We start from the raw sequence: 21,334 nt of genomic DNA on the forward strand, positions 1-21,334 counted from the left end.
GCCTCGGGCTGGGCACTGGGACAGCATCAGGAGGACCGCTGACCCGATGACACGTATCGACTCCCCTGCCGGCGCGCCGCCCGCGTCCGCTCACCGGGCGGCAGTCATCGGCGATCCCATCGCCCACTCGCTGTCCCCCGTGCTCCACCGCGCGGCCTATGAGGGCCTGGGCCTGGCCGACTGGTCCTATGAGGCGCTCCGGGTCGCGCCCGGTGAACTGGTCGGCCTCGTCGATGCCCTGCGCGCCACCGTGGGCGAGGAGCCCGCCTGGGCGGGGCTGTCGGTGACCATGCCGCACAAGCAGGCCATCATGCCGATGCTCGACGTCATCGACCCACTCGCCCAGGCCGTCGGGGCGGTCAATACCGTCGTCGCCCAGCGCTCCGGCGCGGGCCCAGCACTCCTGGCGGGCTTCAACACCGATGTCGCCGGCATCTCCGGCGCGCTGAGGGAGGCGCGCGACTTGCCCGGCGCCGCCGCGGCCGAAGGCTTGAAGCTCCCGGCGCCCACCGCTCTCGTCCTCGGCTCCGGGGCCACGGCCTGCTCCGCCCTCGCCGCGCTCCCCGAGCTCGGCGCCCACAGCATCACGGTGGCCGCCCGCCGCCACGCCGGCCCGGGCCGCGCGCTCGTCGCGGCCCACCGCATGGGCCTGGAGATCCGGACCCTCACCTGGCGGCCCGGCGAGCCCGCCTCCGACGCCATCGTCGCGGAGGCCGTGGCCAGGGCCGATCTCGTGGTCTCCACCCTGCCCCGGGGCGCGGCCGACACCCTCGCGGCACCGCTCGCCCGGGCGCACCGCGTCCGCGGCGGCGCCCGGCGCGAGGCCGTTCTCCTCGACGTCGTCTACGCGCCCTGGCCCACTGCCCTGGCCCGCGCTTGGAGCGGAGCCGGAGGCGCGATCGCGCCCGGCTGGCTCATGCTCCTGCACCAGGCAGTGGCTCAGGTCCGTCTCATGACCGGCCGCTCACCGGATACCAGCGCCATGCGCGGGGCCCTGCTGAGCGCGCTCGACACTCGGTGACAGCGCGCCGGCGCGCCGGCCCTGTGCGATGATCCACCCATGCTGCGATGGATGACTGCCGGCGAGTCCCACGGCGAGGCGCTGACCGCGCTCATGGAGGGCGCGCCCGCGGGCGTGGCCATCACGAGCGCACGGATCGGCTCCGCCCTGGCCCGGCGTCGGCTCGGTCACGGCCGCGGCGCCCGCCAGCGCTTCGAGCGCGATGAGCTGAGCATCATCGGGGGCATCCGCCACGGTCTGACCATCGGCAGCCCCATCGCCCTGCGGATCGGCAACTCCGAATGGCCCAAGTGGCGCACCGTCATGAGCGCTGACCCCGTCCCCGCCGAGGACCTGCTCATCGACGCCGGTACCGGCGATGAGCGCGAGATCGCCCGCAACCGGCCTCTGACGCGCCCGCGCCCCGGGCACGCCGACCTCCCTGGCGCCCTCAAGTACGACCTCCCCGACGCCCGGCCCGTCCTAGAGCGAGCCTCAGCGCGGGAGACCGCCGCGCGGGTGGCGCTGGGCGCCGTCGCCGAGGCCATCCTCGAGCAGATCGCCGGCATCAGGCTCGTCAGCCACGTGGTGCGCATCGGGGAGGTCCGCCTGCCGGCCGGCGCGCCCACCCCCACGCCCGAGGACGTCGAGCGTCTCGATGCCGACCCTGTGCGCTGCGTCGACCCGGCCACGAGCGCGGCCATGGTCGAGTGCATCGACGCCGCGCGCAAGGACGGCGACACCCTCGGGGGAGTGGTCGAGGTCATCGCCACCGGCGTCCCCATCGGCCTGGGCACGCATACCGTCGCCGCCTCGCGCCTCGACGCCCGGCTCGCCGGTGAGCTCATGAGCATCCAGGCCGTCAAGGGCGTGGAGATCGGGGATGGTTTCGAGACCGCCGGACTGCCCGGCAGCCAGGCTCACGATGAGATCCTCGCCCTCGCCGACGGCGCCGTCACCCGCGCATCCAACCGGGCTGGCGGTATCGAGGGAGGCATGAGCAACGGCTCCCCGATCCGCGTGCGAGCCGCCTACAAGCCGATCTCCACCGTTCCCCGCGCCCTGCGCAGCGTGGACCTGGCCACTGGGGAGCCCGCCACTGGCCTCCACCAGCGATCAGACACCACGGCGGTGGTGCCCGGGGCCGTTATCGCCCAGGCGGCCACCGCCCTCGTCCTCGCCCAGGCCCTCCTGGACAAGACGGGCGGTGACTCGGTCACTGAGTGCGCCGGGAACCTGCGCGCCTACACCGAGCGCATCGCCGAGAGGACCCACTGGACCGCCTGAGCCCTGACCGATCCACTGCGGGCGCCGGGAGGCGCCACCGGATACCACCGACGAGGAGACGCCCATGAAGCACTACCGCACGGACCCCGCCACCACGGCAATCATCAGCCGGGAGCGCCTGCCGCTGGTGCTGGTCGGCCTGCCGGGCGCGGGTAAGACGACGGTCGCCCGCCTCCTCGCCGCCGCCCTGGGCATCCAGGTCACCGATACTGACGCCGAGATCCGGCGCCGGGCGCGCATGACGATCCCGGAGATTTTCTCCGCCGAGGGGGAGGAGGGCTTCCGCGACCGCGAGACCCGCGCGCTGCGGGACGTCCTGGAATCCCTCGGCGCGGCCCACGGGATCATCGCTCTGGGCGGCGGCGGCATCCTGCGCCCGGAGAACCGCGAGATGCTGCGGCATCACACCGTCGTCTACCTCTCCGCCCGCCCCGCCACCGCCGCCCAGCACGTCGGCAGCGGGGAGGGCCGCCCCCTCATCAGCCCTGGATCGGACTCCGACGCGGCCCTCACCGCGGTGCAGGCCTCCCAGGGAGCGCTGACTGGCGTGCTGGCGCGCATGGAGGCGCTCGACGCCGAACGCCGGCCCCTCTACGAGGAGATCGCCACCGCCACCGTGCCCACCGATGGGCTCACTCCGGCCCAGGTGGCCGCTCTCGTGCTCGTCTCCCTCGGGGCGACGCCGGCCGCCACCGCCCGGGGACTCGCCCATGCGGGCATCCGCTCGGACGCGCCCGCCTGCCGGCCGCCGTCGCCCGAGGCGCCCGCCGGCCCCGCGCCCCGGCGGACCGCCCGCCCCCGCGTGACCGAGGACCCTGAGGGCGCCACCACCGTTCACGTCCCCGGAGCACCGGGATACGACGTCGTCATCGGGCGCGGGCTCGCCCCTCAGGTGACGAGGGCGGTCCTCGCCTCGCCGGGCCAGGGCGCGGGCGGCGTCGGGATCATCCACTCCGGCGTCCTCGCCCAGGCCGCCGGGGGACTCGCCGGGGACCTCCATGCGGCCGGCCTGCGGACGGCCCTCATCGAGGTCCCCGATGGGGAGGCCTCCAAGCGCGCCGACGTGCTGTCCTCCATCTGGGAGCGCCTCGGGCGGGCGGGGGTTGGCCGCGACGGCTGCCTTATCGGCGTCGGCGGGGGAGCGACCACAGACCTCGCCGGCTTCGCCGCGGCCACCTGGCTGCGGGGCATCCCCGTCGTCCAGGTGCCCACCACCCTCCTGGCCATGGTCGATGCCGCGGTTGGCGGGAAGACGGGCATCGATACCGCCGCCGGCAAGAACCTCGTGGGGGCCTTCCACACGCCCAGCGCCGTCGTCGCCGACCTCGGCACCCTGGCCGGCCTTCCGCTCGACGAGCTGCGCGCCGGGCTCGGTGAGGTCATCAAGTGCGGGCTCATCCACGACGAGGAGATCCTGCGGCTCGTCGGGGCCGACCCGGCCGCCTGCTTGCGCTCGGACGCGCCCGTCCTGGCCGAGCTCGTGCGCCGGGCGGTCCTCGTCAAGGCCGCCGTCGTGGCCGAGGACCTCACCGAGTCCGGGCTGCGCGAGATCCTCAACTACGGGCACACCTACGGCCACGCCATCGAGCGGATCACCGACTACGCGTGGCGTCACGGCGAGGCCGTGGGAGTCGGATGCGTCTTCGCCGCCGAGATCGCCCACCGGAGGGGACTCCTGAGCGGCAAGGGCCTTGCTCGTCATCGCGAGGCCCTGGCGGCGGTCGGCCTGCCGGTGTCCTTCCCCGACGGCGCTGAGCGCTGGGACGACCTGCGCGCGGCGATGCGCTCGGACAAGAAGAACCGCGCCGGACGGCTGCGCATGGTGCTCATCGAGGACCGCTTCGGACGGGCCCGGCCCGTCCGGGGCGTCGAGCCTACCCCGGGCGAGCTCGAGGCGGCCCACCGCGCCGTCACCGCGAGCCCGGAGGGAGGCGCATGAGCACCGCTCCGGCGATCGTCCTCATCGGTCCGCCCGCCGCCGGCTGTACCACCGTCGCCCGCGCCCTGGCCGACTTGCGGGGCGCGCCCTGCCTGGACCTCGGCGCCCGGACTGCCGCCCGGCTCGGCACCGAGGAGGAGCTCGCGCTCGTGGCCATCCCGGAGGCCGAGTACCGGCGCGTTGAGGAGGCGGTTGCCCTCGGGCTCATCGAGGCCGCCCGCGTCTCCGGCGGCATCCTCGCCTTGGGATCGGGCTGCCTGGGATCGGAGCGCGTCAGGGCCGCCCTGGCCGCCCTGCCCGGGCAGGGCGGCGCCGTCGTCGGCCTGACCGCCTCCGTGCGGAGCCTGACCACCCGCAACGGCCTCGACGCTCCGCGCTCGGTGGCCCTGGGCACCATCCACCACGAGTTCACCCGGATGCTGCGCGAGCGCGAGGCCCTGTGCCGGCGGGCCGCCGGCGTCGTCGTCGACACCTCGGATCGAGAACCGGCGGACTGCGCGGACCGGATCGTGACGCTCCTCGACACCCCTGCGCCCCGTCCCTAGCCTGAGCCGCATGTACGTCGCCCAGCACTTCGAGCTGCCCGAGGACTACACCCGTCGACTCCTCACCGAGCCGCGCCGGGGCAACCTCGTCACCGTCCACGACCACGGCCCTGAGGCCAGTCTCGTCCCCTTCTACTACGACGACGCCGCGGGCGCCCTCGTCACCCACCTGGTGAGGAACAACCCCCAGGCCGCCGAGCCGCTCGCGCATCCCACCGGGCTCGTCATCCTCGACGAGGCCGACGCCTACGTCTCCCCGGGCATGTACGTCACCAACGGCATCATGCCGAATGTCCCCACCTGGGACTACATCACGCTCCACGTCAGCGGGCGGGTCCGCATCGACCCCGGGTCGGACGCGGCCCTGGAGGCCGCCGTGCGGCTCACCGAGGCCATGGGCGATGGCGGTGCCCTGGACGCCGTCGGCCAGGACAAGCTCCAGCGGATGTCGCGGGCGATCGTCGCCGTGAGCGTCGAGGCGACGACGGTGCGTGGCAAGGCGAAGATGAGCCAGAACCGCCACCCCGATGATGTGCGCGGCCTCATCGCCGCCATGGAGGCCCAAGGGGAGGTGCGCCTGGCCCGGTACTTGCGAGAGGTCTCCCTTCCCTACGCCGAGGAGCGCTTCGCGACGATCACCCGCCTGCGCGGCGCGCGCCGGGCTGTCGCAGGCCCTGGCCCGGCACGGTAGACTCGCCGCGTCCTAGACGCGCCGGACCCCGCGGACAGCCCAGGGAGCCCGGTCCCCGACTTGAAGTAGAGGAAACCACTCGTGGCAACGACGAACGACCTGAAGAACGGCCTGGTGCTCAACCTGGAGGGCCAGCTGTGGCAGGTGGTGGAGTTCCAGCACGTCAAGCCCGGCAAGGGCCCGGCCTTCGTGCGCACCAAGCTCAAGAACGTCCTTTCCGGCAAGACCGTGGACAAGACCTTCAACGCCGGCCTCAAGATCGAGACCGCCACCGTCGACCGCCGTGACATGCAGTACCTGTACAAGGACGGTGACGACTACGTCTTCATGGACGTCAAGTCCTACGAGCAGACCAACGTGCCTTCCGACGTCGTCGGCGATGCCGCCACTTTCCTCCTGGAGAACCAGGAGGTCATCGTCGCCTTCCACGAGTCCTCCGTGCTCTTCGTCGAGATGCCCCCCTCCGTGGTGCTCACCATCGCCCACACCGAACCTGGTCTCCAGGGCGACCGCTCCAATGCCGGCACCAAGCCCGCGACCGTGGAGACCGGCGCCGAGATCCAGGTCCCGCTGTTCGTCAACACCGGTGACAGGGTGAAGGTGGACACGCGCTCGGGCTCCTACATCTCCCGCGTCAACGACTGAGGCCCGCCGTGCCAGCCGTGCCCGCTGACGACGCCGCTCGGGCGGCCGACCCGCGCGGGGGGATCCCCGCGCCCAGCGTCGAGTCCCCGTCGGCACCGCGCTCCTCGAGGGCCGCCTCGAAGCACGCCGTCACCGCCCGCACGAAGGCGCGGCGGCGGGCCATCGAGATCCTGTTCGAGGCGGACCAGAAGGGCCTCCTGCGCCCCTCGCGCGAGGGGGACCCCTCGGGGGCTCCCGAGCGTCTGCGCGACCTGGCCGTCGAGCGCGCCGTTCACTCCGCCAACCACACCGAGGCGCCCGCTTACACCCGCGAGATCCTCGCCGGCCTGGCCGATCACCTGGCCGAGGTGGATGACGCCATCGAGGCTTACGCCCAGGGGTGGACGCTCGCCCGCATGCCCGCCGTCGATCGCGCCATCGCCCGCGTGGCCGTGTGGGAGATCGTCCACAACGATGACGTCGACGCCCCGGTCGCCGTCGACGAGGCCATGACACTGGCCCGGATCCTGTCCACCGACGACTCACCGCGCTACCTCGGCGGCCTTCTCGGCCGTGTCGTCGACCTCGCCGACACGCTGCGCTGATCCCTCGGGCAGTAGTCACCGCCCGCGCCCGCGTCGACGCCGCTGGGCTATGCTGGCCGCATGAGCACCCGCATCGCCATCACCGGTGCGACCGGCCACATCGGCGGCATGGCAGCCGGTATCCTCCACTCCGAGGGCGTGGCCGCCCGCCTTCTCGTGAGAGATCCCTCCCGCGCCCCGTCGTGGGCCGACGACGTCGCGGTGGCGCCCTACGGCGACCAGGAGGCCTGTCGGACCGCCCTGGAGGGGGTCGATGCTCTCCTCATGGTCTCGGCGCACGAGGCAGAGGACCGGCTCGAACAGCACCTGTCCCTCATCGGGGCTGCGCGCGAGGCCGGCGTGGGGCACGTCGTCTACACCTCGTTCCTCTCGGCCGCGCCCGACGCCGTCTTCACCTACGCGCGCACCCACTGGGCCACTGAGCGGGCCCTGGCGGCCTCCGGCATGGGATGGACCTTCCTTCAAGACTCCTTCTACACCGACGATCTCCCCGAGTTCGCCGTGAACGGCGTCATCGCGGGACCGGCGGGGGACGGGCGCGTGGGCGCCGTCGCCAGGGCGGACGTCGGCCGCTGCGCCGCCGCGGTCCTCCTCGACCTCGCGGGCGCCGGGCGGCGCCCGGCATCGGCGCACGACGGCGCCGCCTACCGGCTCACCGGCCCGGCCTCCCTCAGCCTGGCCGAGATCGCCCAGGCCCTCACCGAGCACGGCAGCCCCACCATCTACCGCGCCGAGACGATCGAAGAGGCGTACGCCAGCCGTGAGGCTTACGGGGCGCCGGACTGGGAGCTGGATGGCTGGGTGAGCACCTACACCTCGATCGCCTCCGGGGCCCTCGATGTCGTCACCGATGATGTGCGTGCCCTCACCGGCCGGGAGCCGATATCCTTCGCCGACCTGCTCGCCACGCGGGGCTGAGCCGCCCCTCCGCCCCATCCCGGGAGAGGCGAGACCCGCCTGCCACCGCGCGTCACGTGGCTGGTCTCACATGCCCATGATGCGGTCGCGCCCGGCCGGGCGACCCGCCACGCGCTAGCCTCGGGGCGCCAGACATCCTTTAAGTCCGTCCGGAGAGGCGGGGAAGGGGGCCTTCATGGCCATGAATCTGTCAGGCGCCACTGCCGGCGCACCCACGAGCGGGAAGAAGATCCTCGGCGATGCCGAGATCGCGCGAGCCCTCCTGCGCATCGCGCATGAGGTGATCGAGCGCAACCGCGGACTGGAGGACGTGGTCCTCCTGGGCATCCCCAGCGGGGGAGCGCCCCTCGCGCACCGGCTGGCCGAGGCCCTCGCCGTCGCCGCGGCCACCAACACCGCGATCGATCCCGCCGCCAATGGGGACCCCATGATCGAGGTCGGCACCCTCGACATCACGATGTACCGCGACGACCTGGGCCGCCACCCCATCCGCGTACCGCGGCCCACAACCATCCCCGCCGGGGGCATCGACGGGCGCACCGTCATCCTCGTCGATGACGTCCTCTACTCGGGCCGCACCATCCGCGCCGCCCTGGACGCCGTCGGCGCCGTCGGCCGCCCGTCCTCCGTGCAGCTGGCCGTCCTCGTGGACCGGGGTCACCGCGAGCTGCCCATCCGCGCCGACTACGTCGGTAAGAACCTGCCCACATCCCGGTCCGAGAAGGTCGTCGTCGCCCTCACCGAGCTGGGCGCCACCGCGGACGCCGTTACGATCGAGACCATCCCGGCCGGCGAGGAGGCCACCCGATGAAGCACCTGCTGAGCGCCAAGGACCTGGACCACGACGCGATCGTCATGGTCCTCGACACCGCCGAGGCGATGGCCGCCACTCAGAAGCACTCCATCAAGAAGCTGCCCACTCTGCGCGGCAAGACCGTCGTCAACCTCTTCTTCGAGGACTCCACTCGCACGCGGCTCTCCTTCGAGGCGGCCGCCAAGCGGCTGAGCGCCGACGTCATCAACTTCTCCGCCAAGGGCTCCTCCCTGTCCAAGGGAGAGTCCCTCAAGGACACCGCCCAGACGATCATGGCCATGGGCGCCGACGCCGTCGTGGTGCGCCACAGCGCCTCGGGCGCCGCCCACCTCCTGGCCCATGCCGGCTGGATCAACGTCCCCGTGCTCAACGCGGGCGACGGCACCCACCAGCACCCCACCCAGGCACTCCTGGACGCCATGACCCTGCGCCGCTGGTACGCCCCAGGCGGGCCGGCCGGCGGGGCCGGGCGCGCCGCGGACGGATCGCCCGCCCCCCGGGGCCGCGACCTGGACGGGGCCCGGGTCATCATCGTCGGGGACGTCCTCCACTCGCGCGTGGCCCGCTCCAACGTGGACATGCTCACTCACCTGGGAGCCTCCGTCACCCTCGTCGCTCCGCCGACCCTCCTGCCCGTGGGCATGGAGGACTGGCCCTGCGAGGTCTCCTACGACTTCGACGGCGCCATCGCCTCCGTCGAGCCCGACGCCGTCATGATGCTGCGCGTTCAGCGCGAGCGCATGAGCGCCGCGGGCGGCGGCTTCTTCCCCAGCCCCGCCGAGTACTCGCGCGCCTACGGCCTGGATGCCCTGCGCCGGGCCGCCATGCCCGAGCACGCCATCGTCATGCACCCCGGGCCCATGAACCGCGGCCTGGAGATCACCGCCGAGGCCGCGGATGACCCGCGCTCGCGCATTATCGAGCAGGTCGGCAACGGGGTCTCCGTGCGCATGGCCGCCCTCTACCTCCTCCTCGCCGACGAAGGGAACCAGCTGTGACCGCCCACCTCATCACCGGTGCCCGCCCCTACGGCGAGGACACCGCCGACATCCTCATCATCGATGGCGCCATCGCCGTGATCGGCCCCGACGCCGCCGCCCAGGCGCCCGCCGGCGCCACCCGCCACGACGCCACGGGCCTCGTCGCCCTGCCGGGCCTGGTCGACATCCACACCCACCTGCGCGAACCCGGCGGCGAGGACGCCGAGACCGTCTTCACCGGCACCAGGGCCGCCGCTGTCGGCGGGTACACGGCCGTGTTCGCCATGGCCAACACCAATCCCGTTCAGGACAACGCCGGTGTCGTCGAGCAGGTCCTGCGGCTCGGCCGTGAGGCCGGGTGGGTCGATGTCCATCCCGTGGGCGCCGTCTCGGCGGGCCTGGAGGGCGAGCACCTGTCCGAGATGGGTGCGATGGCGGCCTCCGAGGCCCAGGTGCGCGTCTTCTCCGACGACGGCAAGTGCGTCGCCGACCCCGTGCTCATGCGCCGCGCCCTGGAGTACGTCAAGGCCTTCGACGGCGTCATCGCCCAGCACTCCCAGGACCCCCGTCTCACCGAGGGCTCCCAGATGCACGAGGGGGCCCTGTCCGCCGAGCTCGGCCTGCGCGGCTGGCCCGCCGTCGCCGAGGAATCGATCATCGCCCGCGATGCGCTCCTGGCCGAGCATGTGGGCTCGCGCCTGCACGTATGCCACCTGTCCACCGCCGGCAGCGTCGACATCATCCGCTGGGCCAAGGCCCGGGGCATCAACGTCACCGCCGAGGTCACCCCGCACCACCTCCTGCTCACCGATGAGAAGGCGCGCACCTACTCGCCGCTGTACAAGGTCAACCCCCCGCTGCGCACGGCCGAGGATGTCGAGGCCCTCCGCGAGGCCCTCGCCGACGGCACCATCGATGTCGTCGGCACCGACCACGCCCCCCACCCTGTGGAGGACAAGGACTGCGAGTGGGCCGCCGGCGCGTTCGGCATGACGGGCCTGGAGACGGCCCTGCCGATCATCATCGCCACGATGGTCGAGCCCGGCCGCATGACCTGGCGCGACGTCGCCCGCGTCCTGTCCACCGCGCCCGCCCTCATCGGGCGCGCCGAGGACCAGGGCCAGGGGCTCGCCGCCGGGGCGCCCGCGAACCTCTGCCTCGTCGACCCGTCGGTCAGGAGGGTCGTCGACCCGGCCGCCCAGTGGACCCGCTCGGCCAACAGCCCCTACGCGGGCATGGAGCTGCCCGGCCAGGTGATCGCCACCTTCCTCCACGGCCGCCCCACGGTCCTGGACGGCAGGCCCGTCGAGGCCGCCTGATCCAGCGCCCCTCCGGCGGGCGGCGCCCCGGCGCGCCGCCCGCCAGTCCGGCGCGCCCCTGCTCGTCCCTCCCCGCACCCCGGACGCTCCCTGGTCCCAGGGCCCCTCCCACCCGCTCCACCACTCACCCCTCAGGAGCCGCATATGGCAACCAATGGAAGCGCCGGGGCCGCCACGGCCCCCGGCTCGACGGGCACCGCCGCCAGGCCCCCCGCGATCCTCGTCCTGGAGGACGGCTACGTCCTGCGCGGGCGCGCTTACGGCGCTCAGGGCCGCGCGCTCGGCGAGATCGTCTTCAACACCGGCATGACCGGCTACCAGGAGACCCTCACCGACCCGTCCTACCACCGCCAGATCATCACGATGACCGCGCCGCACATCGGCAACACTGGCATCAACGACGAGGACTGCGAGTCCTCGCGCATCTGGGCGGCTGGCTTCATCGTCCGCGACCCGGCCAGGCGGGCCTCGAACTGGCGCTCGCGCGGCGAGCTGGAGGATGCGCTCATCGACTCCGGCGTCGTCGGCCTGTCCCACGTGGACACCCGGGCGCTCACCCGCCACCTGCGCGAGCGCGGCGCCATGCGCGCCGGCATCTTCTCCGGCGACGCCCTGCCCATCGGCGCCGCCCATGAGGGGCCGGGCTCGGCCGCCGCCATCGACATCTGCCTGGACATCGTCCGCAGGACCCCCACCATGGCCGGCCGGGCCCTCGCCGGAGAGGTCACCACGTCGGCGGGCTACGTCGTCGAGCCCAGCGGCGCCTTCGCCGGGCGCGAGCCCGTCGCGGTCGTGGCCGCCATCGACCTGGGGATCAAGAGCCGCACTCCCGCCCAGCTCGCCGAGCGCGGCGCGCGCGTCCACGTCCTGCCGCAGTCCACCACCCTGGCCGAGGTCCTCGCTCTGGACCCTGACGGCGTCTTCTTCTCCAACGGCCCCGGCGACCCCGCCACCGCCACCGCCGAGATCGAGCTCCTGCGCGGCGTCCTGGACGCCGGCATCCCCTTCTTCGGGATCTGCCTGGGCAACCAGCTGCTCGGCCGGGCCCTGGGCTACGGCACCTACAAGCTCGACTACGGGCACCGCGGCATCAACCAGCCCGTCCTCGACCGCGCCACCGGGAGAGTGGAGATCACCTCCCACAACCACGGGTTCGCCGTCGACGCCCCCACGGGCGCCCCCACCACGGCGCCCTTCGACTCCGGGCGCTACGGGCGCGTCGAGGTCAGCCACGTGGGGCTCAACGACGGCGTCGTCGAGGGCCTGCGCGCCCTCGACATCCCCGCCTTCTCCGTCCAGTACCACCCCGAGGCCGCCGCCGGCCCCCACGACGGCGAGCACCTCTTCGACCGGTTCATCGGCCTCATGCGCTCCCGCCGCGGCGCCCCGAGCATCCCAGACGCAGGCGCCGCGGCCCCCGCCCATGTCAGCCACCCCGGCAGCCCCGTCAAGCCCATCAAGGAGGCCTGAGATGCCATTGCGCGACGACATCCGCTCCGTGCTCGTCATCGGCTCCGGCCCCATCGTCATCGGCCAGGCCTGCGAGTTCGACTACTCGGGCACCCAGGCCTGCCGAGTCCTGCGCGCCGAGGGGATCAGGGTCATCCTGGTCAACTCCAACCCGGCCACCATCATGACCGACCCGGGGATGGCCGACGCCACCTACATCGAGCCCATCACCACTGAGGCCCTGACCACTATCATCGCCCGGGAGCGGCCCGACGCACTGCTTCCCACGCTTGGCGGGCAGACCGCCCTCAACGCCGCCATGGCGCTCGTCGAGGCCGGTGTGCTGGAGCGCTACGGCGTCGAGCTCATCGGCGCCAGCGCCGAGGCCATCAACGCCGGCGAGGACCGCGACGCCTTCAAGACCGTCGTCGAGCGTTGCGGCGCCGAGGTCGCCCGCAGCGTCATCGCCCACACGCTCGACGAGTGCCACGCCGGGGTCGAGGCCCTGGGCGGCTACCCCGTCGTCGTGCGTCCCTCCTTCACCATGGGCGGGCTCGGCTCGGGCGTGGCCCGCAGCGCCGAGGACCTCGAGCGCATCGCCGGCGCGGGGCTGGCCGCCTCGCGCACCACCGAGGTGCTCCTGGAGGAATCGATCCTGGGCTGGAAGGAGTACGAGCTCGAGCTCATGCGCGACACCGCGGACAACGTCGTTGTCGTGTGCTCCATCGAGAACGTCGACCCGGTGGGCGTCCACACCGGCGACTCGATCACCGTCGCCCCCGCCCTGACCCTGACCGACCGCGAGCTCCAGCGCCTGCGGGACATCGGCATGGCCGTCATCCGGGAGGTCGGCGTGGACACCGGCGGCTGCAACATCCAGTTCGCCGTCGACCCGGCCACCGGCCGCGTCATCGTCATCGAGATGAACCCCAGGGTCTCGCGATCCTCCGCCCTGGCCTCCAAGGCGACTGGCTTCCCGATCGCCAAGATCGCCGCGCGCCTGGCCGTGGGCTACACACTCGACGAGATCCCCAACGACATCACCGGCTCCACGCCCGCCTCCTTCGAGCCGGCCATCGACTACATCGTCGTCAAGGTGCCGCGCTTCGCCTTCGAGAAGTTCCGGGGCGCCGACCCGACCCTGACGACCACCATGAAGTCCGTCGGCGAGGCCATGGCCATCGGGCGCTGCTTCACCGAGGCCCTGCTCAAGGCCATGCGATCGATCGACAAGCGCGGATCGGTCTTCCACTGGGAGGGCCCCGCCCCCGACGCCGAGGCCACGGCCGCGCTCCTGGAGTCGATCCGCACCCCCACCGAGGGCCGACTCATCGAGGTCCAGCAGGCCATCCGCGGCGGCGCCACCATCGAGGCGCTCCACGAGGCCACCGGCATCGATCCCTGGTTTCTCGACCAGCTCATGCTGCTGGAGGAGATCGCCGCAGCGGTGCGCCAGGCGCCCGCCCTGACCCCCGGGCTCCTGGGCGAGGCCAAGCGCCACGGCCTGTCCGATCAGCAGATCGCCGTCCTGCGGGGCATCGGCGAGGGGACGGTGCGCGAGATCCGCCACGCCTACGGGCTGCGGCCCGTCTACAAGACCGTGGACACCTGCGCCGCCGAGTTCGCCGCTCGCACCCCCTACCTGTACTCCAGTTACGACCTGTCCACGGAGGTGGCTTCCCGCGAGCGCGAGGCCGTCATCATCCTGGGCTCGGGGCCCAATCGCATCGGTCAGGGCATCGAGTTCGACTACTCGTGCGTTCACGCCACTATGGCGCTGGCCGAGCGCTACGAGACCATCATGGTCAACTGCAATCCCGAGACGGTCTCCACTGACTATGACATCTCAGACCGTCTCTACTTCGAGCCCCTTACCTTCGAGGATGTCATGGAGGTCTATGAGGCCGAGCTCGCCGCTGGCCCCGTCGCCGGTGTCATCGTCCAGCTCGGCGGGCAGACGCCCCTGGCGCTGGCCGCCCGCCTCAAGGCCGCGGGCGTCCCGATCCTGGGAACCAGCCCCGAGGCGATCGACGCCGCGGAGGACCGTCAGGTCTTCGGAGGAGTCCTCGAGCGCGCCGGCCTGGTCTCCCCGGCCCACGGCACCGCTCGCTCGGGTGAGCGGGCCCTCGCCGTGGCCGAGGAGATCGGCTACCCAGTGCTCGTGCGCCCCAGCTACGTGCTCGGCGGGCGCGGCATGGAGATCATCTACGAGCGCGCCGGCCTGGTCGACTACCTCGCCCGTGCGGAGCAGGACGCCGGGGGAGCGGAGGCGGTTTACGCCGCCGGCCCACTGCTCGTGGACCGCTTCCTCGACGATGCCATCGAGATCGATGTCGACGCCCTCTACGACGGCGAGGAGCTGTTTCTGGGCGGCGTCATGGAGCACATCGAGGAGGCCGGCATCCACTCCGGGGACTCCTCCTGCGTGCTGCCCCCGATGACCCTGTCCGATGCCGAGATCGCCCGTATCCGGGCCGCCACCGAGGCCATCGCCGCCGGTGTGGGAGTGCGCGGCCTCATCAACATCCAGTTCGCCCTCATGAGCGGCACGCTCTACGTCATCGAGGCCAACCCGCGGGCCTCGCGCACCGTGCCCTTCGTCTCCAAGGCCACCGGCGTCGCCCTGGCCAAGGCGGCCGCCCGGCTCATGGCGGGGGAGTCGATCGCCCAGCTGCGCGATCGCGGGGCGCTGCCCGCCGAGGACGCCTCCACGCCCGGCATCCCCAGCGTCATCGCCGTCAAGGAGGCCGTGCTGCCCTTCAAGCGCTTCCGTACGCGCTCCGGGCGAGTCGTCGACCCGATCCTCGGCCCCGAGATGCGCTCCACCGGTGAGGTCATGGGCTGCGACGCGGATTTCCCCAAGGCCTTCGCCAAGTCCCAGACCGCAGCTTACGGCGGCCTGCCCACCGAGGGCGCGCTGTTCGTCTCCGTGGCCGACCGCGACAAGAGGGCCATAATCCTGCCCGTGGCCAGGCTTGCCGAGCTCGGCTTCCAGGTCTACGCGACGAGCGGCACCGCCCAGGTGCTGCGGCGCAACGGGATCAACGCGACCCCCGTGCGCAAGCTCAGCGAGGGTGTCGGCGAGCACGGGGAGGACACGATCGTCGGCCTCATCGAGTCAGGCGCCATCGACATGGTCGTCAACGTCCCGAAGGGCCAGGGCGCCCGCGCCGACGGCTACGCGATCCGCGAGGCCACCACCAGCGCGGACAAGCCGATCATCACCACCGTCCATCAGCTGCAGGCCGCCGTCCAGGCGCTCGAGGCCCAGCTGCGGGGGGCCTTCTGGGTGCGCAGCCTCCAGGAGATGCGCGCCCCGGCCCCGAGTCCCGCCGGCGCCCCCGCCACCGCGCATCACGACGACTGAGGAGACACGATGAGCCGCGAGCCCAGCACTGGCACCATTGCCAGCGGCGCCCCCGCCCGGCCTGCGGGGTCTCGGGGGGAGGCCGAGGAGACCGGCTTTCCCGGCACCCTCCCCTTCGGCGCCCGGCTGGGAGCAGCCATGGACGACCACGGTCCGCTATGCGTGGGCATCGACCCGCACGCCGCGCTCCTCGCGGCCTGGGGCCTGACCGACGACGCCGCGGGTCTGCGCGAGTTCAGCCTGCGCGTCGTCGAGGCCATCGGCGCCCGGGTGGCCGCCGTCAAGCCGCAGTCCGCCTTCTTCGAGAGGCACGGCAGCGCCGGCATCGCTGTCCTGGAGGAGACCCTGGCGGCGCTGAGGGAAGTGGGAGCCCTGTCGATCCTCGACGTCAAGCGCGGGGACATCGGCTCGACCATGGGCGGCTACGCCCAGGCCTACCTCGTCGACGCCGCACCCCTGGCCGCCGATGCGATCACCGTGTCCCCCTACCTCGGATACGGCTCCCTGACCCCCGCCCTCGAGGCGGCCAGCGCCAGCGGGCGCGGCCTGTTCGTACTGGGACTGACCTCCAACCCGGAGGGCGCCACCGTGCAGCACGCCACGGCCTCCTCGGGCCGGGCCGTCGCCGCGATGATCGCCGACGGCGCCGCCGCCTCCAACGCGGCGGCGCGCGCCGCGGGCACCCTGGGGAGCATCGGCCTCGTCGTCGGCGCCACCATCGGCGATGCGGCGCGCGACCTGGGGATCGACCTCGCGGCGACCAACGCGCCGCTGCTCGCCCCGGGGGTCGGCGCGCAGGGGGCTGGGGAGGCGGAGCTCGCGAGAGTCTTCGGGGCGGCGCGCGCCCAGGTGCTCGCCTCGACATCGAGAGGCGTGCTCGGCGCCGGTCCGGATCCGGAGGCGCTCCGCGGGGCGGCCGGACGCGCGGCGTTGGAGGCTGGAAGGGCTCTGAGGAGGTAAAACGACACGCCATTGACGTGTGTCGCTCATCACTTGCGTGAGGGCGTTGTGCGGCTGTAATGCCCCTGACCTGCGTAGGTAGCCGGAGCGTTACGGTGTCCGGAACGATACCTCGTAACGTCTTCGCAAAACTGCCCGTAAAGGGCGGTTTCGGGTCATAACCTTTCATCACCGCACAAAGTGACCGATATGAAGGAGATTACAGGTCATGGCGCTTCCCACCCTCACCCCCGAGCAGCGGGCCGAGGCCCTCGCTAAGGCAGCCGTCGCGCGCACCCGCCGCGCGGAGGTGAAGATCGCACTCAAGCGTGGTGCGATGAGCCTGTCAGAGCTCTTCGAGCTCGCTGCGACCGACGAGGCGATCGGCAAGATGAAGGTCCTCGACCTTCTCCAGTCGCTCCCTCGTGTCGGTTCGACGACGGCTCGCGCCCTCATCGAGGAGATCGGGATCTCCGAGTCCCGTCGTGTCCGCGGCCTGGGAGCGCAGCAGCGCGCTGCCCTCCTGCGCCGCTTCCACTGAGCTTCCCCGGGTTCCCGCCCTGACGAACTCAGCACCCTGAGGCTCCCCGCGTCGCCACTGGCGACGCGGGGAGCCCTCTTCTTCGCGCTGGTCTCCCAGCGGCATTGTGGTCGTGCCCCGGGGTTGCGGACGTGCTCGGGGGGTACCGACGCGGCCCCGGTGCGCGGCGGCAACTGCGGTGCGCGGTGACAACCGGGAAAGGACGGGCCCGGCCGAGGAGAGCCACCACCAACGGAGAACGTCCTACCGGTCTCTCGAGCCCCCGCAGGGTGTTCCGGAGACGGCACCGGATGGCCCATGATTGGGGCCATGATGCCCGCGATCCCCGCGCCCCCCCCAGTGACGCCGCCGGCCCGGCTCGCCGTGATCGCCGGGCCGACCGCCGTCGGCAAGGGGACGATCGTCGCCGAGCTGCGCAGCCGCCACCCCGAGCTCTTCGTCTCCGTCTCCTGCACCACCCGCGCGCCGCGCCCGGGTGAGGAGGATGGCGTCCACTACCGCTTCGTGGACGACGCCGACTTCGACGCGATGGTCGAGCGGGGAGACATGCTGGAATGGGCGCTCGTCCACGGGGCCCACCGCTACGGCACCCCCCGGGAGCCGGTTGCCGAGGCCCTCGCTCAAGGGCGCCCCGCCCTCCTCGAGATCGACCTCGCCGGGGCCCGGCAGGTGCGCGAGTCCATGCCTGACGCCCTCTTCGTCTTCATCGCCCCACCCAGCTGGGAGGCTCTCGTCGAGAGGCTCGTGGGCCGGGGCACGGAGGGCGCCGCCGAGCGGGAGCGCCGCCTGGCCACCGCCCGCACCGAGATCGCGGCGGCGGAGGAGTTCGATGTCGTCGTGGTGAACGACACGGTGGGGCGTGCCGCCGCCGAGCTCGAGCGTCGCCTCGGATTGGTCCCCGCCGCTCCTTAGGATCAGGTCATGCCTCTCCCCGGGACTCCTGCTCGGACCTCGGCGGCTACCAGCAGGCCTCACTGGCGCTCGGCGTTCCCATCGTCATGGGCTGAGACGGGCACCACGGCGCTCCGGGGCCGAGCGGGTGGTGATTCCCCGCTCCCTGAGGGGCTAGGATGTCCTGGCTCGGCCCATTGGCCAGCACCGGCCAGCACCACGGACATATCCGGGCCCTCACTCCCCGCTCGTCGGAGCGGGGACCCGCCGGGCCCGCTGGTACCCGATCGATCCGAAAGAGGAGCTCATGCTCGGAACCTCCCCCCAGCCCGAGGGCATCACGAATCCGCCGATCGACGATCTCCTGGAGAAGGTCGATTCGAAGTATGGGCTCGTGGTGGAGGCCGCCAAGCGCGCCCGTCAGATCAACACCTACACCCAGCAGTTGGAGTCCAACCAGTTCGAGTACTTCGGCCCGCTCGTCGAGGTGGCCCCGGAGGAGAAGCCCCTGGGTATCGCTCTGCGCGAGATCGCCGAGGATAAGCTCCAGGTGATCAGCGGCGAGGAGGCCCGCGCCCGTCGCGCCGAGGCCGATGCCGCCCGTCGCGCCGCCGAGGATGACATGTTCTCCGATATCTCGCTGGACACCGCTGTCACTTTCGACGAGACCGAGACGACCGGACCCGGCGTCGACAGCATCGAGTTCTGACGCGACCCGCCCGTGCCGCAGCGCAGCGAGGGCGCCCGTCGCGCCGCGACCCCAACGGGGCCGTGGCGCGTCGTCGTCGGCGTCGCTGGCTCCATCGCCGCCTACAAGGCGCCCACCGTCATCCGTCTTCTGCGCGCCCAGGGCCATGAGACGCGCGCCGTGGCGACCCAGGCCGCCCTGCGCTTCATCGGCGCCCCCGCCCTGGCGGCCGTCAGCGGCCGACCGGTGGACACCGACGTCTTCGACGACCCGGCGGCCGTCGAGCACGTGGGGCTGGGGGAGTGGGCCGAGCTCGTCCTCGTCGCTCCCGCCTCGGCCGACCTGCTCGCCCGCATTGCGGCCGGCCGCGCGGACGATCTGCTCACCGCCACGATCCTGACCACCACGGCGCCCGTCGTCCTCGCGCCGGCCATGCACACGCAGATGTGGGCCAACGCCGCGACGGTCGAGAACGTCGCCACCCTGCGCCGCCGCGGACTGACCATCATCGAGCCCGATGTCGGGCCCCTTACAAGCGGGGACTCCGGCGCGGGGCGCCTGCCCGCCCCGGAGCGGATCGTCGCCGAGGCGCTGGCCGTGCCGGCCGGGGCGACTGCCGCCGTGCGCCGCACCGGTGCCGGCGGCCCGGGGACGGCCTGCCCGGAGCAGTTGTCCGGCCGGCGCCTCGTTGTCTCCGCGGGCGGCACCCATGAGCCCATCGACCCCGTGCGCTTCATCGGCAACCGGTCCTCCGGCCGCCAGGGCGTGGCCATCGCGAGCGCCGCCGCCGCGCGGGGCGCCGACGTCGTCCTCATCGCCGCCAACATCTCGCCCGAGGTCCTTGCCCCGCTGGGAGAGTCGACGGCAGCGCCGGGCGCCGGAACCGCCCGGATCGTCGAGGCCCCCACAGCCCTGGACATGGAGGCCGCCGTTCGCTCCGAGGCCTCCAGCGCCGACGCCGTCGTCATGGCGGCCGCAGTCGCTGACTTCCGGCCATCCCATCCCGGGATCTCCAAGATCAAGAAGCACCGTCTGGCCGACGGCGCCGGCCCGGCCACGGGCGGCGCGGACGAGGCCGTCGGGCCCGCGGGGGGACCGGCGCCCATCGAGCTGGTGGCCAATCCCGACATCCTCGCCGGGCTCGTCGCCGATCCTCCCCAGCCGGGGCAGCTCATCGTCGGCTTCGCCGCGGAGACCGGGGATGAGGAGGGCGACGCCCTCGCGCATGGCGCGGCCAAGGCCCGCCGCAAGGGCGCGCACCTGCTCGCCGTCAACGCCGTCGGCGACGGCAGGGGATTCGGGGACGTGCCCAACGCTGTCGTCGTCCTGGATCCCCAGGGTGCTGAGGTGGCACGGGGCGAGGGCACGAAGGCGGAGGTCGCCGAACTGCTTCTGGACCTCATCGCCGAACGGCTCCCCCGCTGAGCAGCGTCCCCGCCGCGGACCCCGGGGATCGGCACGGGGTGTGAGGGGGAACGGGCGGTCATTCCTGTCGGGGGCCGTGGTTAAGATGCGGCCGTGACTTCCCAAGCGCGCCTCTTCACCTCCGAGTCGGTCACCGAGGGCCACCCGGACAAGGTCTGCGACCGCATCTCGGACTCCATCCTCGATGCCATCCTCGCCCAGGATCCCGATGCGCATGTGGCCGTCGAGACCATGGTGACCACGGGACTGGTGCATGTGGCGGGGGAGGTCACCACCTCGGCCTACGTGGAGATCCCGCAGATCGTGCGCGATGAGATCGTGCGCATCGGCTACGACTCCTCGGACGTCTGCTTCGATGGCCGCTCCTGCGGCGTGTCCATCTCCATCGGCCAGCAGTCGCCGGATATCAACGCCGGCGTCGTCAAGGCCCTCGAGGCGCGCGATGACTCCTCCGACCTCGACCCCCTCGATTTCCAGGGCGCGGGGGACCAAGGCCTCATGTTCGGCTACGCCTGCACGGACACCGCCGCCCTCATGCCTCTGCCCATCCACCTCGCTCACCGCCTCGCCGAGCGCCTGGCGGTCGTGCGCAAGCAGGGGATCGTGCCCGGCCTGCGCCCCGATGGCAAGACCCAGGTGACCATCGGCTACGACGGCGATCGCGCCGTGGGCATCGAGAGCATCGTCATCTCCACCCAGCACGATGAGGACCGCAGCCGCGCCTGGCTCACCGACGCCCTGGCGGCCGAGGTCATCGATCCCGTCATCGCGGCGGAGCAGGCGGCGGGGATGGATGTGGCAGTCGGCGGCATCGAATTGCTCATCAACCCTTCCGGCCAATTCGTCATCGGCGGGCCCACCGGGGACGCGGGCCTGACCGGCCGCAAGATCATCGTCGATACCTACGGAGGCATGGCGCGCCATGGGGGCGGCGCCTTCTCCGGCAAGGATCCCTCCAAGGTGGACCGCTCCGCCGCCTATGCCATGCGCTGGGTGGCCAAGAACGTCGTCGCCGCGGGGCTGGCCACCCGCTGCGAGATCCAGGTGGCCTACGCCATCGGCGCCGCCCGCCCCGTGGGCCTCTACGTGGAGACCTTCGGCACCCACACCGTCCCCGTCGATCGCATCCAGGCCGCTATTGACGAGGTCTTCGACCTCCGTCCCGCCGCCATCATCCGCGACCTCGACCTCCTGCGCCCCATCTACGCGGGCACGAGCGCCTACGGCCACTTCGGCCGCCCGGGCTTCAGCTGGGAGAGTACGGATCGCGTCGAGGCGCTGCGCGCCGCGCTCTGAGCCCGGGGGACGCGCG

Annotated in this window: 19 protein-coding genes; all 19 read left to right on the top strand. The window is 72.5% G+C overall.

All coding sequences use genetic code 11. The features are described 5' to 3' along the window. The first annotated feature begins 46 nt into the window (after positions 1-46). The 19 genes from B6G06_RS04265 (at position 47) to metK (ending at position 21,318) form a co-directional block, all read left to right on the top strand. On the top strand, positions 47-1,021 hold the full coding sequence (locus tag B6G06_RS04265) for a shikimate dehydrogenase (protein WP_080463392.1): 975 nt from the start codon (positions 47-49) through the stop codon (positions 1,019-1,021). Positions 1,022-1,060: 39 nt separating this feature from the next. Further along, a complete protein-coding gene (gene aroC, locus B6G06_RS04270) occupies positions 1,061-2,287 on the top strand; it encodes a chorismate synthase (RefSeq protein WP_080463391.1) in 1,227 nt (408 codons plus the stop codon). 64 nt (positions 2,288-2,351) lie between these two features. Continuing rightward, the gene (gene aroB / locus B6G06_RS04275) at positions 2,352-4,226 is read left to right on the top strand and encodes a 3-dehydroquinate synthase (RefSeq protein ID WP_080463390.1); all 1,875 of its coding nucleotides are present in this window, start codon (positions 2,352-2,354) and stop codon (positions 4,224-4,226) included. Beyond that, positions 4,223-4,771 (top strand): shikimate kinase, encoded by a 549-nt coding sequence (locus tag B6G06_RS04280; protein ID WP_081171127.1) that lies wholly within the window; start codon positions 4,223-4,225, stop codon positions 4,769-4,771. The genes aroB and B6G06_RS04280 overlap by 4 nt, the downstream gene beginning before the upstream one ends. A 10-nt stretch (positions 4,772-4,781) precedes the next feature. Continuing rightward, positions 4,782-5,462, top strand: coding sequence for an FMN-binding negative transcriptional regulator (locus B6G06_RS04285; RefSeq protein WP_080463388.1), 681 nt, complete (start codon positions 4,782-4,784; stop codon positions 5,460-5,462). Between the two features lie 81 nt (positions 5,463-5,543). Continuing rightward, positions 5,544-6,107, top strand: coding sequence for an elongation factor P (gene efp / locus B6G06_RS04290; protein WP_080463387.1), 564 nt, complete (start codon positions 5,544-5,546; stop codon positions 6,105-6,107). A gap of 62 nt (positions 6,108-6,169) precedes the next feature. Further along, the gene (gene nusB, locus B6G06_RS04295) at positions 6,170-6,691 is read left to right on the top strand and encodes a transcription antitermination factor NusB (RefSeq protein ID WP_229657936.1); all 522 of its coding nucleotides are present in this window, start codon (positions 6,170-6,172) and stop codon (positions 6,689-6,691) included. Between the two features lie 60 nt (positions 6,692-6,751). Continuing rightward, on the top strand, positions 6,752-7,609 hold the full coding sequence (locus B6G06_RS04300; RefSeq protein ID WP_081171129.1) for an SDR family oxidoreductase: 858 nt from the start codon (positions 6,752-6,754) through the stop codon (positions 7,607-7,609). A gap of 175 nt (positions 7,610-7,784) precedes the next feature. Next, positions 7,785-8,420 (top strand): bifunctional pyr operon transcriptional regulator/uracil phosphoribosyltransferase PyrR, encoded by a 636-nt coding sequence (pyrR, locus tag B6G06_RS04305; RefSeq protein WP_080463385.1) that lies wholly within the window; start codon positions 7,785-7,787, stop codon positions 8,418-8,420. Then, the gene (locus B6G06_RS04310) at positions 8,417-9,421 is read left to right on the top strand and encodes an aspartate carbamoyltransferase catalytic subunit (protein WP_080463384.1); all 1,005 of its coding nucleotides are present in this window, start codon (positions 8,417-8,419) and stop codon (positions 9,419-9,421) included. Before pyrR ends, B6G06_RS04310 begins: the two co-directional genes overlap by 4 nt. Further along, positions 9,418-10,722 carry a dihydroorotase gene (locus tag B6G06_RS04315; RefSeq protein WP_081171131.1) on the top strand — a complete coding sequence of 435 codons (1,305 nt, stop codon included), beginning with the start codon at positions 9,418-9,420 and terminating at the stop codon, positions 10,720-10,722. Before B6G06_RS04310 ends, B6G06_RS04315 begins: the two co-directional genes overlap by 4 nt. A 144-nt stretch (positions 10,723-10,866) precedes the next feature. Continuing rightward, positions 10,867-12,192 (top strand): glutamine-hydrolyzing carbamoyl-phosphate synthase small subunit, encoded by a 1,326-nt coding sequence (carA, locus tag B6G06_RS04320; RefSeq protein WP_081171133.1) that lies wholly within the window; start codon positions 10,867-10,869, stop codon positions 12,190-12,192. 1 nt (position 12,193) lies between these two features. Next, positions 12,194-15,538 (top strand): carbamoyl-phosphate synthase large subunit, encoded by a 3,345-nt coding sequence (gene carB / locus B6G06_RS04325; protein WP_081171135.1) that lies wholly within the window; start codon positions 12,194-12,196, stop codon positions 15,536-15,538. Positions 15,539-15,547: 9 nt separating this feature from the next. Further along, positions 15,548-16,498 carry an orotidine-5'-phosphate decarboxylase gene (pyrF, locus tag B6G06_RS04330; RefSeq protein WP_268237215.1) on the top strand — a complete coding sequence of 317 codons (951 nt, stop codon included), beginning with the start codon at positions 15,548-15,550 and terminating at the stop codon, positions 16,496-16,498. A gap of 208 nt (positions 16,499-16,706) precedes the next feature. After that, complete coding sequence (gene mihF, locus B6G06_RS04335; protein WP_080463380.1) at positions 16,707-17,018, top strand: integration host factor, actinobacterial type; 312 nt, start codon at positions 16,707-16,709, stop codon at positions 17,016-17,018. A 309-nt stretch (positions 17,019-17,327) separates the two neighbouring features. Beyond that, positions 17,328-17,930, top strand: a complete 603-nt coding sequence (gene gmk / locus B6G06_RS04340) for a guanylate kinase (protein ID WP_240494102.1) — start codon at positions 17,328-17,330, stop codon at positions 17,928-17,930. A 286-nt stretch (positions 17,931-18,216) separates the two neighbouring features. Then, positions 18,217-18,618 carry a DNA-directed RNA polymerase subunit omega gene (rpoZ, locus tag B6G06_RS04345; RefSeq protein WP_080463379.1) on the top strand — a complete coding sequence of 134 codons (402 nt, stop codon included), beginning with the start codon at positions 18,217-18,219 and terminating at the stop codon, positions 18,616-18,618. 12 nt (positions 18,619-18,630) lie between these two features. Beyond that, positions 18,631-20,022, top strand: coding sequence for a bifunctional phosphopantothenoylcysteine decarboxylase/phosphopantothenate--cysteine ligase CoaBC (gene coaBC / locus B6G06_RS04350; protein ID WP_081171137.1), 1,392 nt, complete (start codon positions 18,631-18,633; stop codon positions 20,020-20,022). Positions 20,023-20,115: 93 nt separating this feature from the next. Then, the gene (metK, locus tag B6G06_RS04355; protein ID WP_080463377.1) at positions 20,116-21,318 is read left to right on the top strand and encodes a methionine adenosyltransferase; all 1,203 of its coding nucleotides are present in this window, start codon (positions 20,116-20,118) and stop codon (positions 21,316-21,318) included. Positions 21,319-21,334: the final 16 nt, after the last annotated feature.

The organism is Actinomyces gaoshouyii (genome assembly GCF_002076915.1).
Taxonomy (GTDB): domain Bacteria; phylum Actinomycetota; class Actinomycetes; order Actinomycetales; family Actinomycetaceae; genus Actinomyces; species Actinomyces gaoshouyii.

Bases quoted from the DNA above. Each gene is read 5' to 3' on its own strand.
- B6G06_RS04300 (WP_081171129.1), top strand. From the start codon at position 6,752: ATGAGCACCCGCATCGCCATCACCGGTGCGACCGGCCACATCGGCGGC.
- B6G06_RS04285 (WP_080463388.1), top strand. From the start codon at position 4,782: ATGTACGTCGCCCAGCACTTCGAGCTGCCCGAGGACTACACCCGTCGA.
- pyrR (WP_080463385.1), top strand. From the start codon at position 7,785: ATGGCCATGAATCTGTCAGGCGCCACTGCCGGCGCACCCACGAGCGGG.
- aroB (WP_080463390.1), top strand. From the start codon at position 2,352: ATGAAGCACTACCGCACGGACCCCGCCACCACGGCAATCATCAGCCGG.
- aroC (WP_080463391.1), top strand. From the start codon at position 1,061: ATGCTGCGATGGATGACTGCCGGCGAGTCCCACGGCGAGGCGCTGACC.
- B6G06_RS04280 (WP_081171127.1), top strand. From the start codon at position 4,223: ATGAGCACCGCTCCGGCGATCGTCCTCATCGGTCCGCCCGCCGCCGGC.
- B6G06_RS04265 (WP_080463392.1), top strand. From the start codon at position 47: ATGACACGTATCGACTCCCCTGCCGGCGCGCCGCCCGCGTCCGCTCAC.
- carB (WP_081171135.1), top strand. From the start codon at position 12,194: ATGCCATTGCGCGACGACATCCGCTCCGTGCTCGTCATCGGCTCCGGC.
- mihF (WP_080463380.1), top strand. From the start codon at position 16,707: ATGGCGCTTCCCACCCTCACCCCCGAGCAGCGGGCCGAGGCCCTCGCT.
- rpoZ (WP_080463379.1), top strand. From the start codon at position 18,217: ATGCTCGGAACCTCCCCCCAGCCCGAGGGCATCACGAATCCGCCGATC.
- B6G06_RS04310 (WP_080463384.1), top strand. From the start codon at position 8,417: ATGAAGCACCTGCTGAGCGCCAAGGACCTGGACCACGACGCGATCGTC.
- gmk (WP_240494102.1), top strand. From the start codon at position 17,328: ATGATGCCCGCGATCCCCGCGCCCCCCCCAGTGACGCCGCCGGCCCGG.
- pyrF (WP_268237215.1), top strand. From the start codon at position 15,548: ATGAGCCGCGAGCCCAGCACTGGCACCATTGCCAGCGGCGCCCCCGCC.
- carA (WP_081171133.1), top strand. From the start codon at position 10,867: ATGGCAACCAATGGAAGCGCCGGGGCCGCCACGGCCCCCGGCTCGACG.